This is a genomic window from Achromobacter sp., assembly GCF_049647645.1.
In the GTDB taxonomy this organism is placed as follows: Bacteria; Pseudomonadota; Gammaproteobacteria; order Burkholderiales; family Burkholderiaceae_B; genus Achromobacter.
This window is the reverse complement of the sequence record NZ_JBARYB010000195.1, coordinates 18,790-32,255: the sequence shown is the minus strand read 5'-3', so window position 1 is coordinate 32,255 and position 13,466 is coordinate 18,790. Positions and strand designations below refer to the sequence as shown.

Below are 13,466 nucleotides of genomic sequence, written 5' to 3'. Positions count from 1 at the left end.
GCCCCGGCCTGTTGGCCAGCCACGGCAGCGCCGCCAGCGCCTGCGGCGTGCGCAGCACGCCGTGCTGGGCCAGCAGCGCGGGGCTGGCCACCAGCCATAGCCTGAACTGGCCGATCCGCGTGGCGCGGTAGCTGGAGTCTTCCAGCGCCCCCACCCTGATGGCCAGGTCGAGCCGCTCGGCGATCAGGTCCGCATGCACCGAACCGGCGCGGTAGCTGACCCGCAGAGCAGGATGCTCGCGCGCATACGCCGCCAGCGCGGGCGCCACCACCAGGTTGCCGTAGTCCACCGACGCCGTGACCCGCAGGCTGCCTGACAAGGCCGTCTGCCCGGAACGCGCCTCGTCCACCGCGCTCTCGGCCTCGCGCAGCAGGCGGGCGCAATGGCCGTAAAAGCCCTCGCCCGCCTCGGTCAGGGCCAGCCGCCGGGTGCTGCGCGTCAACAGCGCCACGCCCAGTTCCTGTTCCAGCTGCTTAATATTGAAGCTGACCACCGCCTTGGTCGTGCCCAACGCATCGGCCGCCGCCGTGAACGAACCGGCCTCGACCACCGCCGCATACATCGCCAGACGATTCAGGTTGATCATGGAAGGCACGTATCAATTGTCAAAAAAACACGAACAGTATATCCATTCATAGGGCATTTTTTGGAGACAACAGGACTCCTAGAATGACGCTCCCTTTCTGGAATCCATCCCATGCCCGATCTTTCCTCGCACTGCCAGCGCCTGACACTCGACGCCCATGCCCGCATCGAGCAATGGATAGGCTCGCCCGACGTCCCGGACAGCCAATTGGCCGACCTGCTGGAGAGCTTTGCGCCTGGCTTCAGCATGATCGCCGCCGACGGCCAGCGTCTGTCCGCGGCGGCCTTGCCCGCCCTGTTCACCAGCCTGCGCGGCGCCCGCCCTGGCCTGAAGATCGATATCGACGAGCTGGCCGTGCTGCACGCAGACACGGCTTCGGTCTTGCTGAGCTACCGCGAACGCCATGCCTGGAGCGCCGGCGCCACCCAACGGCGCGCCACCGTCCTGTTCACGGTCCAGGCCGGCGGCCAGCCGCAATGGGTACATCTGCAAGAGACCTGGGCCTGAGCGTTGGAGCGGCCTGGGAGGCCCTCAGGCCAAAAAAAGCCTCCGGCTAGGAGGCTTGTCGTTGTCGTTTGCGTATCCCGTCCAATAGCAGATCGGTGATGAACTCCGCCAGGACCAATTGCCGGGCCGCATCCGGCGCCTGCCGCGTGAACCGTTCAATGATGCCCATCAGCGATTGGGCGAACCAATCGGACGGAACGTCCTCGCGGAACAGGCCAGCCTGCTGCTCGGCGCCGACGTTGCCAGCGATCATCGCCACCAGTTCGTCCTTCAGCGCCTCGGCCTCGACGGCCTGGAAGAAGCCTATGCGCGTCAGGTTGGGATCTTCCTGCAGGATGGCGAGCAGGCCGCTCACGCTCTGGCGAAGACGCCCGGCCAGTTCAACGCCCTGCAGATCGTCGGGCAAGCGTGCCTGGCCGATGGCCTGCCGCAAACGCTGGGCGAACAAGCCCACCAGTTCGTCGTAGGCCGCCTGCTTGCTGGCGAAGTATTGATAGAAGACAGGCTGGGTCACGCCGGCCCGGGCGACGATGTCGCTGATCCGGGTATGCTGGAATCCGCGTTCCGCGAATTCCGCCGCCGCGACTTCCAGAAGTTGAGCCCGTGTGCGTTCACCCTTGGTGAGACGCTTGTCTTGAGGTAAAGAAGTAGGTCGTGCCGTAATCATCGCGAGAAAATACTACCCTTCGGCGCTTTTAGCCACTGGTTTTACCCACGGCTTCCAGGACAGATACAACCATTGCAATGTCATACCCGCGCAGCGCGGCTGCATCACCTGCGCTCCGCTGAAATCAGTTGAAATCTCCGTAGCGCTTGAGACACTTTATGGCAACGGCGACGCAGTAAAGTAGCAGTACCGGTCCGGGCCAGGCGTTACGCCGGTCCCGGGGCGGATCAGGAGCAAGATCATGAAGCGGTTTTCTGGCCGTATGGCCATCGTCGCGGCGCTGGCATTGTCCGTGGCAAGCGCGCCCGCCCTGGCTGGCGGGCGTGGCGGCGGTTATTGGGGCGGCGGTCATGGCGGCGGATATCACGGCGGATACCATGGCGGATATCACAACTACCATGGCGGCGGCGGCAGCAGTTCCGACGGCTGGTGGATAGGCGGCGCCTTCGCGCTGGCCACCATAGGCCTGCTGCTGGCGGCGGATTCCGGGCCGTCCTATACCCAGGCTGGCGTCTACTCGTCGGGCGTGGGCTACACCAGCCCGCCGGTCTACGCGGCACCCGTCTACAACGCGCCGGTCTATGAGGCGGCGCCCGTATATGCGGCGCCCCAGCCTCAATACCAGCCGGTGCAGTACGAAGCCGTACCGCCCGTCAACAGCGCCCAAGCCAGCGCCACCGTGGACTGCCAGCGCTGGGCCATGAACCAGAGCGGCTACGACCCGGCCACCATCACGCAATGGACGACCCAGGTCATGGTGGACTCCTACAACCGCGCGCTCGATTCCTGCATGACCAGCCGCGGCTACCGCGCACACTGAAGCGCGATTCCGGGTATTCCCGCTTGTCCCGCCGCGCCGGCCTGCACACACTGCATGCCGGCGCGCCTCATTGGAAGGCCGTTGCCGCGTCCCGGCGGATAGGCCGCCGGGCATGACAAGGGGAAAGCATGTTGAATCTCAAGCGGATCGCGGGGCTGTGCGCCATCGGCGCGGCCTGTGCATTCTCGGCCGTCGCCCATGCGCAGGCCGACGCCAAGGCCATGACCATCGTGGTGCCCTATGGCGCGGGCGGCATCGTCGACAACACGGCGCGCGCCTTTGCGCAAAAGCTCGCGGCGGAACTGGGCCGGCCCGTGGTGGTGGAAAACCGCGGCGGCGCGGGCGGCATGATAGGCATGAACACGGTGGCGCGGGCCCATGACGAAAACACCCTGGCCTTCACCGCCGTCAGCCCGGTCACGCTGTCGCCGCACGTGATGAAGACGCTGTACGACCCCTTGAAGGATCTGGCGCCCGTGGCGTCCGTGATGTATTCGCCGGTCTATCTGGTGGGCGGCCCGAAGTTCACGGGCAAGTCCTTCCAGGACATGCTGGCCCAGGCCAAGGCCGATCCCGGCGGCCTGTCGCTCGCCACCGCCGGCGTGGGCTCGCTGGGACACCTGATGCTGGAACAGATCAACGGCCAGGCGGGCGTGCGCATCACGCACGTGCCCTACAAGGGCATGGCGCAGATGGTGCCCGACGCCCTCGGCGGCCAGTTCACGCTGATGCTGGTCAACGCTTCCGGCCCGGTCAACGCGCTGATCGACGAAGGCAAGCTCGCCCTGCTGGCCGTGGGCTCGCCCGCCCGGCTGCCGGGGCGGCCCGGCACGCCGACCTTGGCCGAACTGGGCTACCCCATGGCCAATATGACTTCGACCTTCGGCTTTTTCGCGCCGGCCAGCACCAGCCCCGATTTCCGCAAGCGCATGAACGGCCTGATCAACCGGATCGCCGCCATGCCGGACATCAGCAAGCCGCTGACGGACGCGCTGAACATCATGTCGCCCGGCACGGTGGAGCAGTTCTCGGCCCAGGTGCAGAAGGAATATGCGGACAACGGCCTGATCGTGAAGCAGGCCAACATCCGCAGCGAATAGGCGCAGGGTCCGCAGGGCGGCAACCCGCGCGGCGGGATTCGGGGATTCGGGGATGCGGCGGTTCAGCGCCGCCAGCCCCGCCAGGCGCACAGCAGGCCGACAGCCAGCAAGGCGCCGGCAGGCAAGATCCAGACGAATCCGGCATCCGTGTAGACCACCTGGTCGACCGGATCGTAGTAGCGGCCCAACTCGTTGAAGTCCCACCTCAGATACTGGGCGTACCAGGCGTAGAAGAAGAACGCGGACAAGGCCAGACTCACTACGCCAGCCACGCGCAACAGACCCTTGCTGCGGCCGGCGCGCACCGCTACCTTCCACGCCAGGACCGCGCAGCCTGCCAGGGCCGCCAGCACCAGCAGGTCGCCGACATCAACGCCCATCGGCCGCCTCCAGGCCGGCCAGACAGGCCTGGGCTTCCTGCCACTGCTTTTCGCTGAAGACGCGCAAGCCGGCTCGTTGCAGCAGCTCGGCCGTCACGCCCACGCCGGGCTGCTTGCGGCCTGCGAAATGGCCGTCGTACACATAGCCGCTGCCACAGGAAGGACTGCCCTCCTTCAGCACCGCGATGCCGATGCCCTGCTTGCGCGCGGCCTCCAGCGCCGCTTGCGCGCCTTGCACGAAGGGCGTGGTCACGTCCTCGCCAGACACCGCCATGACGCGGGCGCGGCCGGCCAGCACCGCCGCCGCGTCGGCGGCAGGCTCGATCTCGGCCGGCGGGCGCGGCACCGGCATGCCGCCCGCCATTTCCGGACAGACGGCCACCACCCGCCCCTCGTCGCGCCACCGGGTCAGCACGGGATCATCGTGGGACGCGCCGCGTCCGTCGTAGCGCACGGGGTTGCCCAAGAGGCAGGAACTGACCAGAACGTATTGCATGCCTAATCCGACGTGTTGGGCTGCCAGGCCCGGATTCAAAGCATGCATGATAGAGCACCCAGCCTGGCGCCAGGCTGCCCGCCGGCCTCGGGATCAGCAGCCGGCCGCCCCCTTCTCGCGCATCCAGGCGCGCAGCGCGGGATCGCGCACTTGCAGCACCTCGAACAGGCCCAGCGCGTTGAGCGCGGGCAAGGCCTCCTGGATGTCCTGGCGCGCCCCGGCCACGGCTTGGGCAGGCGCCTGCGGGTCGAGGCAGACGCGGGCGTTCGCGAGGAATGCCCCCACGGTCCCCTTGCGTACCGCCACGCCCTTGAAATCGCCTAGTTCCACACCGTCCGGCAAGATGTCGTCCGCCTTCATGTTCAGCTCCTGTTGCTATTCGAGACAGGAGTACGATAGACGGGCCCATGCGGCAAGTCTGCGCTGTTTAGGCCATTCAATACGGTAATTCTGCCAATGGCAATTTCAGTTCCCAACCGTCCCTTGCTCGACCCCGGGCGCGCCCGGGCCCGCGGCGGCCCCAGGCTGATCGCCGTGCGCAGCCATGACGGCGCGCTGCGCCACACCGCCATGCACCAGCATGCGCGGGGACAGCTGCTGGGCGCGTATCGGGGCTTGCTGACGGTCTACGCGGGCGACCTGCAATGGGTGGTGGCGTCGCGGCAGGCCGTCTGGATTCCTCCCGACCAGCCTCATGGACTCTATTCGCACGGCGTCTACGCCGGCTATAGCGCGTACCTGAGTCCCGCGGCCTGCGCCGGGCTGCCCGCCGCGCCCTGCGTGCTGCATGCCTCGGATCTGCTGCTGGCCGCGGTGGACCGCGCCGCGTCCTGGAACGACGACACGGAGGGACCGGCGCGCAATCGCCTCATTGAAGTGATCCGGGATGAAATCAGGAGCTTGCCGCAAGCCGGCCAAGCGCTGCTGCTGCCCCGCGAGCCGCGCTTGCAGCGGCTGGCGCTGGCCCTGTCGGACCAACCCTCGGACGTCCGGACGCAGGAGGAATGGGCCGAAGCGATCGGCATGTCGCCGCGCACGCTGGCGCGCCACTACCTGGCGGAAACCGGTTTGACCCTGGGGGCATGGCGCCAGCGCGCCCGCCTGATGCGGGCGCAGGAAATGCTGGCGGAGGGCGCCGCCGTGACCACGGTGGCGCTGGAACTGGGCTACGACAACGTCAGCGCCTTCATCGCCATGTTCAAGCGCGAACTGGGCGCCACGCCGGGCCGCTACAGCGGCCCGGGCGGCTAGGGGCTGTCAGTCCCGAAGCCTGGGCCTCAGGATTCCTCGGCCGTCTTGCTGGCCCGGCGCGTGCGGGGAGCGGTCTTGCTGGCGGTCTTGCTGGCCGCCTTGCGCGCAGGCTTGGCGGGCGCCTCGGAAGCCGCAGCAGGCGCCGCCTCGGCCGGCGCGGCCTTGGCGTCAGTCTTCTTGGCAGCAGAGCGGCTACTGGTCGTGGCCCGCTTCGCGGCGGGTTTGTCGGCAGCGAGCTTTTCCGCCTCCGGCTTGTCCGCAACGGGCTTGCTGGCCTTGGCCTCGTCCCTGGCGGCAGTCCTGGCCACGCCGCCCTCGAAGGGGTCGGACATCTTGGCAGGCGTCTTGCTCGCGGGCTGGCTGCGATTTTCCGCGGCAGGTGGGGCAAAGGTCCATTCGGCGATGTCCACCGCCGGCAGCGGCTGGCGCGCCTGCGGCAAGGGCTTGGGCATGGGCGGCAGGCGCGAGGGCTGGACAGGCTTCGATTCCTGCGCCCGGGCCAGGGCGTCGGCCCGCATGGCGTCCAGCTTGGCGGCTTCCGCTTGCTCCTTGGCCTGCCTGGCGGCGTCGGCCTGCGCGGTTGCTTGTGCGCTTGCTTGCGTGACTGCCGGCGTTTGTGCGACATCCTCTGCTGCTGCCGGCGCCTTGGCCGGCGCTGCGGATGCGGTTTCGGAAGCCTCCGTGGACGAAGCTACCGCTGGCCCTTCGGACGGTGCCGCAGCGCTTTCGCCGCTGGCGCCCTGCTCGGCGGCCTGGCCGGTTCCCCTGCCCTCGCCGCCCGACTTGCGCCCGCCACGCGACTTGCGGCCGGAGCGGGAACGGGGTTCCTCCTGGGCCGCGCCGCCTTGCGCATCGCCGGCCTCCGCCGCAGCCGGCTGACGGGCCGGAGCAGAACGGGAAACGCCATCGGCGGCGGCGCGATTCGCGGCTGGCGCGCCGCTGGCGCTATCGCGGTACACATAGGTGCCGGCGTTTTCCTCGCGCCCCACTTCCAGCAGACCGCGCGACTGCGCCTCATCCAGCAGGTTGCCAAAGGCGCGAAAGCCATAGTAGGACTCGTTGAAATCCGGCCGGCGGCGCTTGAGCGCATCTTTCAAAGCCGACGCCCAGACCTTGCCGCTGTCGCCGCGTTCGGCCATAAGCGCCTCGAAGGTCTCGGCGACCATTTCGACGGCCTGGGTCTTGCGAGCCTCGAGCTCTTCCTTGCGGCGGCTTTCTTCGTCGGGCGTGCGACGTTGCTGGCTTGCGCCGGCGCCGCCACGGTTGTCGCGGCGCGCGTCCGCCGCACGTTGGCCTTCGCGCGCCAAATCGTCGTAGAAGATAAATTCGTCGCAGTTAGCGATGAGCAGGTCCGAGGTGGACTGCTTCACGCCCACGCCGATCACTTTCTTGTTGTTCTCGCGCAGCTTGGACACCAGGGGCGAAAAATCGGAGTCGCCGCTGATGATCACGAAGGTGTTGACGTGGGACTTGGTGTAGCAGAAGTCCAGCGCGTCCACGACCAGGCGGATGTCGGCCGAATTCTTGCCGGACTGGCGCACGTGCGGAATCTCGATCAGTTCGAAATTGGCCTCGTGCATGGGGGCCTTGAATTCCTTGTACCGTTCCCAGTCGCAATAGGCCTTCTTGACCACGATGCTGCCCTTGAGCAGCAGGCGTTCCAGCACTGGCCGGATGTCGAACTTCTGGTATTTGGTGTCGCGCACGCCCAGCGCCACGTTCTCGAAATCACAGAAAAGCGCCATGCTGACGTTTTCGTTGGGGGTGTTCATGTTTTGCTCCAATGCGATGGCGACTGTCGGGCGAAACGCCGCCAGATGACGCCCATGATATACATATCTGCCGCCCGCCCGCCGCGCCCCGGCCCAGCAACCATGCCCGAAGCTCCCTCGTTCCCGGCTCTTGCCACCGCTCGTCTCGTCCTGCAGCCCCTGGAAATCGGCGATGCCGAAGCCATCCAGCGCCTGTTTCCGCAGTGGGAAGTGGTGCGTTACCTGGTCGATCAGGTGCCTTGGCCCTACCCGTCCGACGGCGCGCGCAGTTACTTGGAGCAGGTGGCCATTCCGGCCATGAGCCAGGGCAAACAGTGGCACTGGTCCATCCGCACCCGCCAGGAGCCCGGCGACCTGATCGGACTCGTCAGCCTGATGGACGACGATGCCTGGAACAACCGCGGCTTCTGGCTGGACCCGGCCCACCATGGACACGGCTACATGACCGAAGCCAGCGAGGCCGCCACCGCTTACTGGTTCGAGGTTCTGGACAAGCCCCTGCTGCGCGCGCCCAAGGCCGCCGTCAATGCCGCCTCGCGCAGGATCTCCGAGCGCGGCGGCATGCGCCTGGTCGGCACCGAGGAACGAGGCTACGTCAGCGGTCGCCTCACAACTGAAATCTGGGAGATCACTCGCGAGGAATGGCTGGCCCGGCGAGGCCGCTAGGACCGACGCGAGGCCCGCAGCGCGGCGACGCAGGCGACGGGGTTTCATGAGCCAATACGTCCCCATTATTTTCAGAAGAACGTCCGCCCGATAACCGGTCCAAGCCGCCGCTTACCGCCCTTTTCGCCCCGTTTTCCGGCCGATTGACCCAGGCCCGTCATGGCTAGAATTCCCGAAAATCCGGCATTCCGCGCATGGAATGCCTATGTTTATCGGGCAAGATCCATGAATCCGTCTACCGTCATCGGCGCCGCCGTCGGCCTGCTTACCCTGGTTATCGTCGTGGCCCTGGCCGCCACCGACCCCGGCATGTACATCAACCTGCCCGGGCTGGCCATCGTGCTGGGCGGCACCGCGGCCGCCGTGTTCATCGCCTACCCGCTGTCCGAAGTGCTGCGCGTCTTCAAGCTGGTGCGCACCGTCTTCCGCAACGACCAGCACGACCAGCAGCGCGACATCGAAGAACTGGTGTCCATGGCCCAGCTGTGGATGAACACCGACGTGCGCAAGGTCGAGCAGGAACTCAAGAAGGTCAGCAATCCCTTCCTGCGCACCGGCGTGCAGCTGATCATCGACAACACGCCCGAAGACCAGATCATCGAACTGCTGCAATGGCGCGTGGCGCGGCTGCGCGCCCGCGAACAGGCCGAAGCCCAGATGTTCCGGGTCATGGCCACCTTCGCCCCCGCCTTCGGCATGCTGGGTACCCTGGTGGGCCTGATCAACCTGATGTCGGTGCTGGGCGACGGCAGCATGCAGATGATCGGCCAGCAGTTGGCGATCGGCCTGATGACTACCTTCTACGGCATCCTGCTGGCCAACCTGGTCTGCAAGCCCATCGCGCTCAAGCTGGAACGGCGCACCGCAAGGCGCGTCGAATCCATGAACATGGTGCTGCAGGGCATCGCCATGATGTGCGAGAAGCGCGGCCCCGCGGTCGTGCGCGAAACCCTGAATTCCTTTGTCATGCACGTCGAGGACGAGATCTATGACGGCGGCGCGGACGCCAAACCCCAGGCCGCCGCGCAGGCCAAGACGGAAGGCCAGGCCAAGTCCGCTGCCAAGCCCGCAACCCAGCCCGTCTCCATCGCCCGCCCTGCCGCTGCGCGCCAATGAGCCTGATTTCCCCCACCCTGGCGCAGCGGATCGAACAGGCCCGCCAGATCCAGATGCGCGCCGAGAAAGCGGCGGCCAATGGCGGCTGGCGTCCCAGCAAGAGCGACCGCAAGGACCGCTACGCCCGCTGGCACGTCGAAGAAACCGTCGAACAGGACTCGGAGAACTGGCTGCTCAGCTATCTGGACCTTATCACCCTGCTGCTGGCTATGCTGGTCGTGCTGCTGGCGCTCACGCGGTTGCACGGTGGCGCCTTCGGCCAATCGGAACAACCCGTTGAGCTGGTCGGCACGCTGGCCGAAAGCGGCCTGCCCGCCTACGACGGCGAGTACTCCGAATTCGATGCCGTGCATATTCCAGCTAGCTGGGCGCACGCCGAGACCCCGGCGGTCGCCGTAGCCGCAGTTACAGCCACGGCGCAGCCCGCCCAGGAAGGCGAGGTCGTCGCCGAATCGGCCCCGCCGTTGCGCGCGCCCTCCAAGGAATCGCTGGGCCTGGGCGACCTGGGAAAATCGGTGGACGTGATCATCAACGAACAGTCCGTCAGCTTCCGCATCAGCAATGAACTGTTGTTCCCTTCCGGCCAGGCGACCCTAAGCCCCACCGGCCTGGACGTGATCAAGCGCCTGGCCGCCATTCTCAACAAGAACGAGTACCAGGTCTCGGTCGAAGGCCATAGCGACCCCGTGCCCATCCAAACCCGGCAATTCGCGTCCAACTGGGAGCTGTCCAGCAGCCGCGCCACCAGCGTGCTGCGCGAACTGGTCCGCGACGGCGTATCGGCCCAGCGCCTGCGCGCGGTCGGCTATGCCGAGACCCGGCCCATCGAGTCCAACGACACCCAGGCCGGCCGGGCAGCCAACCGGCGTGTGGAACTCATCATGGATATCGCGGCACCGCAGAAGGCGGCGCAGGGTGCGGCGCCCGCTACGCCGGCAAGCCGGCCCAGCCAAGGCTAGCAATCGAACGGCCACCGCGAAGCCCAGAAGATGCGCTACCGCGTTCTTGAGATTCTTGGTCGGTCGTTCTGGATCGCTGCAAAGAAGAATGCAGTGGTGAGGCCAAACAAAATGAGTCCGTTCACCGCCTCAATGGCGCCGACGAGCTGCCAATGCAGCGGCAGGAACGCCGGCGCATGCCCATAACTGGTTATGGCTTCCAGCGAATAGAGCATTGCTTCGGAAAGACTATGGACGGCGCCTATGTGCACATAGAGCAAAGCCCACGCAAATGCCTCGAAAGCATGGAGGACCGCCGCAAACAATGCAAAGATTGCAACCGATAAGCCAAACAGGATCTTGCTTTGGCCCCAGTGGGACGGCGCAGCAGCCAGAATCCTGGACATGGTCATGAATGCGGTGACGTGCATGACGATAGTTGCGACGAATAATGGCAAACCCCAAAGCCAATCATCTTCCCAAATCATGCCGTGCCTCCCGGGCCTGGATCATTCGATCAGAGAATTCCCCCAGCATTCAAATCCGGAACAATCCCAGGCCCCGTTCAGGAGCGCGTTCCGACGGGCAAGAAATGGGCTACGGACGTCCGGCCGACGTAATCACGATCTCGACACGCCGGTTCTGCGCCTTGCCTTGAGGCGTCGAGTTGCTCGCCACGGGACGAGCTTCACCAAAGCCTTGCGCCGAAATGGAATTCGACGGGACTCCCTTCGAGGTCAGGAAACGCGCGACGTTGTCCGCTCTTGCCGATGACAGTTCGAGATTGGAAGGGAAATGCGATCTCAGCTCCGGGCCGATCGGTTCGTTATCGGTGAATCCCTGCACAACGACTTGCTGCCCCGGCAGATTGGAAAGTGTAGGAGCAATCTTTGCGAGAGTCTGTTCACCTTTCGGACTAAGTCTCCAGCCGCCTTCCGGAAAAAGGATCTCGTTGACCATCGTCACCTTGAGTTCATTTTGCAGTTGAGTGATTTGCGCCCGATCACCGCTCAACTCGGTAGTGAGCTTTTGGTTGAGGGCCGCATACTCAGCTGCCATCTGGGCCTCTTTGTCATACGTCTTTTTGGTGACGCAGCCCGAGACTGCCAGCATTAAGCACGCCACTACAGCAAGTTTGCCTGGCTTCATATTTCTCTCCGCCGATGTTGTAAAACGGCAGCGCGAGCGGTCGGCTCGTTCCGCCGAATGTAATATTGGGTTCGCAAGACAGGACCGATCTCTGCAAGTCTCACAAAATGAGAGCCGGCAGGTTTCACGCAACTACATGGCAAAGGTAGTCAGAAGTGAACCAAGTCACCACTCATTTGACGCCAGCGTCCTGTCGACCCTATCCAGGTTCCGGCGTTCTGGCTCCTCCCGTGAAATCAGTCACGACCTTGGCAGGCGTATCCGGCCTGGTGAGGCATGCATTCGGCGACAGGGTTTTGAGGTATGCCAAGGAAGCCGTGATGCTTGATATCGAGCTGATCGAGAACCAGGAATGCTTCATTCCTCAAGTCGTCATGACAGACTTCCTGTGGGAGATCGAACGGCGTTCCGGAGAGGCCAACCTGGGCCTGCTTGCCGCCCCGCGTCTGTCGCTGACAACCTATGGCCGCTGGGGAGAATATGTTCTGGCTGCCGACAATCTGGGCGAGGCGGTTGCCCGGGCCGCGTCCTCATTGGGCTATCACAGCACGGGAGACCGGTTGCAGCTCACGATAGACCGAGGCATTGCTCGAATCAGCTATTTCCACGCCATGCGGGGCCGTCGCGGCTACGCGCATATTGCAAGCGGCACCGCGGTCGTGTTGCTCAGCGTTCTGCGCGCTTATCTGGAATCGGCCTTTCTTCCCATTCAGATTGAACTGGACATACGCCGTCCAGCGGCATCCGCCCCTTTCGAGGATGCTTTCCTGTGCCCCGTCGTGTTCGAGACCGAAGCCGTATCCGTCTGCATTGACGCCCGCTTATTGCAACGCCCGGCCAAGGCGGGTATTCGGTCGCGTCTGGTGACGATCGAAGACGTCGCACGGGTGCTTCTGGAACCTGCCGATCTGGGAAACTTTCTGGGAGTGGTCGTCGCGCATATCCGCGCGCAGGTTCAAAGCGGCGTCGTATCGATCGACAGTACGGCGCGAGCGTTAGGCAGCAGCGTGCGCACGCTGCAACGGGTGCTGCGCCGCGATAGCGGCTCCGACTTCAGGGAACTCGTCAACGTCATCCGCATGCGGCGCGCGAAGGAATTGCTCGCGGGGACGAATGCTTCGATCACCGAGATTGCAACGGAATTTGGATACTCCAGTCCAGCGAATTTCGCCCGCGCGTTTCGCAATGCCGCGGGCGTGGCGCCGCATGAATATCGGCTGGGCCAGAAGGCAGGCTAGAAGCGAATGGTCAAGCCCGCCATCGGCCCCTGCAGCACGGCGTCGAACTTGAAACCACCGCGGTTGTAATCCACGCCCAGGGCGCGGTAGCCGACGGCCGCGGATACGCTCTTGCTGATGTTGTAGCCGATGCCGAGCCCGACATCCCAGTCCGCATCCGCGCCGCCTGCGCCGATCAGGCCCCAACCGGTGATGTAGAACTTCTGGGTCAATACGTAGTTCCCTCGCACTCCCACCAGTCCGTCGACCCACGTGGCGCCGTCGCTGGTCTTCCTGCCATTCAGATGCGCGCCTTTCAGCGTGACGTCGGTATCGACCGACCAGACCCGCAAGCCCGCCACGACATCCAGCTGGTGGGGTGAATTTTCCAGAACGGAATAGCCCACACCGATGAGCCCCGCAAACGTCGAAGTCTGCACGTCTGCGCTGGTGGCCAGAATACCGTGCGGCGTATCGCCTTGCGAACCGATTTTCGTATAGATCAAATCGCCGAAAATACTGTAGCGCCCCTTGCGCGCATCGCCGATCAGCATGGCTCCAAAGTCGAGGTTATCGAACAGTTTGTCGAACCCCGCGTCGAAATCGATGACGGGCGAACGCGACTGAGATGTCTTGCCCGACAGTCCGGCTGCCCAGAAATACGGAGTGACCGAGAACTTCCATTCGCTGGAAGGCTGGGAGTCTGCCACGGCAGCCTCCCGTTCCGCACCCACGACCGAGCCGGCATAGAGCAACCCGCAAACCAGGCAGCCAGTGATTTTCTTTTTCATCGCTAGCGGT

General features: G+C 65.0%; 17 protein-coding genes. 8 read left to right on the top strand and 9 right to left on the bottom strand.

The window, feature by feature from the left end; all coding sequences use genetic code 11:
- The coding region (locus tag WBB14_RS21985; protein WP_424241711.1) for a LysR family transcriptional regulator at positions 1–586 on the bottom strand (586 nt) is incomplete at its 3' end.
- A 111-nt stretch (positions 587–697) separates the two neighbouring features.
- On the opposite strand from WBB14_RS21985, the gene WBB14_RS21980 reads away from it, so the two are divergent.
- A complete protein-coding gene (locus WBB14_RS21980) occupies positions 698–1,093 on the top strand; it encodes a hypothetical protein (protein ID WP_424241710.1) in 396 nt (131 codons plus the stop codon).
- Positions 1,094–1,139: 46 nt separating this feature from the next.
- Here the strand turns inward: WBB14_RS21980 and WBB14_RS21975 are convergent, their stop codons facing one another.
- Positions 1,140–1,760, bottom strand: coding sequence for a TetR/AcrR family transcriptional regulator (locus WBB14_RS21975; protein ID WP_424241709.1), 621 nt, complete (start codon positions 1,758–1,760; stop codon positions 1,140–1,142).
- A gap of 241 nt (positions 1,761–2,001) precedes the next feature.
- On the opposite strand from WBB14_RS21975, the gene WBB14_RS21970 reads away from it, so the two are divergent.
- Together WBB14_RS21970 and WBB14_RS21965 are read left to right on the top strand one after the other, a co-directional pair.
- The gene (locus WBB14_RS21970; RefSeq protein WP_424241708.1) at positions 2,002–2,580 is read left to right on the top strand and encodes a hypothetical protein; all 579 of its coding nucleotides are present in this window, start codon (positions 2,002–2,004) and stop codon (positions 2,578–2,580) included.
- A gap of 128 nt (positions 2,581–2,708) precedes the next feature.
- The gene (locus WBB14_RS21965; RefSeq protein ID WP_424241707.1) at positions 2,709–3,680 is read left to right on the top strand and encodes a Bug family tripartite tricarboxylate transporter substrate binding protein; all 972 of its coding nucleotides are present in this window, start codon (positions 2,709–2,711) and stop codon (positions 3,678–3,680) included.
- A gap of 62 nt (positions 3,681–3,742) precedes the next feature.
- Here the strand turns inward: WBB14_RS21965 and WBB14_RS21960 are convergent, their stop codons facing one another.
- The 3 genes from WBB14_RS21960 to WBB14_RS21950 form a co-directional block, all read right to left on the bottom strand.
- The gene (locus WBB14_RS21960) at positions 3,743–4,060 is read right to left on the bottom strand and encodes a hypothetical protein (RefSeq protein WP_424241706.1); all 318 of its coding nucleotides are present in this window, start codon (positions 4,058–4,060) and stop codon (positions 3,743–3,745) included.
- A complete protein-coding gene (locus WBB14_RS21955) occupies positions 4,050–4,556 on the bottom strand; it encodes a DUF523 domain-containing protein (protein WP_424241705.1) in 507 nt (168 codons plus the stop codon). Before WBB14_RS21955 ends, WBB14_RS21960 begins: the two co-directional genes overlap by 11 nt.
- A gap of 93 nt (positions 4,557–4,649) precedes the next feature.
- Positions 4,650–4,916 carry a hypothetical protein gene (locus WBB14_RS21950; protein ID WP_424241704.1) on the bottom strand — a complete coding sequence of 89 codons (267 nt, stop codon included), beginning with the start codon at positions 4,914–4,916 and terminating at the stop codon, positions 4,650–4,652.
- 96 nt (positions 4,917–5,012) lie between these two features.
- Between WBB14_RS21950 and WBB14_RS21945 the strand changes: the two genes are divergently transcribed.
- Complete coding sequence (locus tag WBB14_RS21945) at positions 5,013–5,807, top strand: AraC family transcriptional regulator (RefSeq protein ID WP_424241703.1); 795 nt, start codon at positions 5,013–5,015, stop codon at positions 5,805–5,807.
- A 26-nt stretch (positions 5,808–5,833) separates the two neighbouring features.
- On the opposite strand, the gene WBB14_RS21940 is transcribed toward WBB14_RS21945, so the two are convergent.
- A complete protein-coding gene (locus WBB14_RS21940) occupies positions 5,834–7,579 on the bottom strand; it encodes an NYN domain-containing protein (protein ID WP_424241702.1) in 1,746 nt (581 codons plus the stop codon).
- A gap of 102 nt (positions 7,580–7,681) precedes the next feature.
- On the opposite strand from WBB14_RS21940, the gene WBB14_RS21935 reads away from it, so the two are divergent.
- The 3 genes from WBB14_RS21935 (at position 7,682) to WBB14_RS21925 (ending at position 10,320) form a co-directional block, all read left to right on the top strand.
- Entirely contained in the window at positions 7,682–8,245 is a 564-nt protein-coding gene (locus WBB14_RS21935; protein WP_424241701.1) for a GNAT family N-acetyltransferase, read from the top strand.
- 225 nt (positions 8,246–8,470) lie between these two features.
- Positions 8,471–9,361, top strand: coding sequence for a motility protein A (locus tag WBB14_RS21930; RefSeq protein ID WP_013394229.1), 891 nt, complete (start codon positions 8,471–8,473; stop codon positions 9,359–9,361).
- Complete coding sequence (locus WBB14_RS21925) at positions 9,358–10,320, top strand: OmpA/MotB family protein (protein WP_424241700.1); 963 nt, start codon at positions 9,358–9,360, stop codon at positions 10,318–10,320. The genes WBB14_RS21930 and WBB14_RS21925 overlap by 4 nt, the downstream gene beginning before the upstream one ends.
- Positions 10,321–10,355: 35 nt before the next feature.
- On the opposite strand, the gene WBB14_RS21920 is transcribed toward WBB14_RS21925, so the two are convergent.
- Together WBB14_RS21920 and WBB14_RS21915 are read right to left on the bottom strand one after the other, a co-directional pair.
- Positions 10,356–10,787, bottom strand: coding sequence for a hypothetical protein (locus WBB14_RS21920; RefSeq protein WP_424241699.1), 432 nt, complete (start codon positions 10,785–10,787; stop codon positions 10,356–10,358).
- 109 nt (positions 10,788–10,896) lie between these two features.
- Entirely contained in the window at positions 10,897–11,448 is a 552-nt protein-coding gene (locus WBB14_RS21915) for an OmpA family protein (protein WP_332013568.1), read from the bottom strand.
- A 320-nt stretch (positions 11,449–11,768) separates the two neighbouring features.
- On the opposite strand from WBB14_RS21915, the gene WBB14_RS21910 reads away from it, so the two are divergent.
- On the top strand, positions 11,769–12,686 hold the full coding sequence (locus WBB14_RS21910) for a helix-turn-helix domain-containing protein (protein ID WP_424241698.1): 918 nt from the start codon (positions 11,769–11,771) through the stop codon (positions 12,684–12,686).
- Here the strand turns inward: WBB14_RS21910 and WBB14_RS21905 are convergent.
- On the bottom strand, positions 12,683–13,456 hold the full coding sequence (locus WBB14_RS21905) for a hypothetical protein (RefSeq protein WP_424241697.1): 774 nt from the start codon (positions 13,454–13,456) through the stop codon (positions 12,683–12,685). The two genes, WBB14_RS21910 and WBB14_RS21905, sit on opposite strands and share 4 nt — an antisense overlap.
- Positions 13,457–13,466 lie beyond the last annotated feature (10 nt).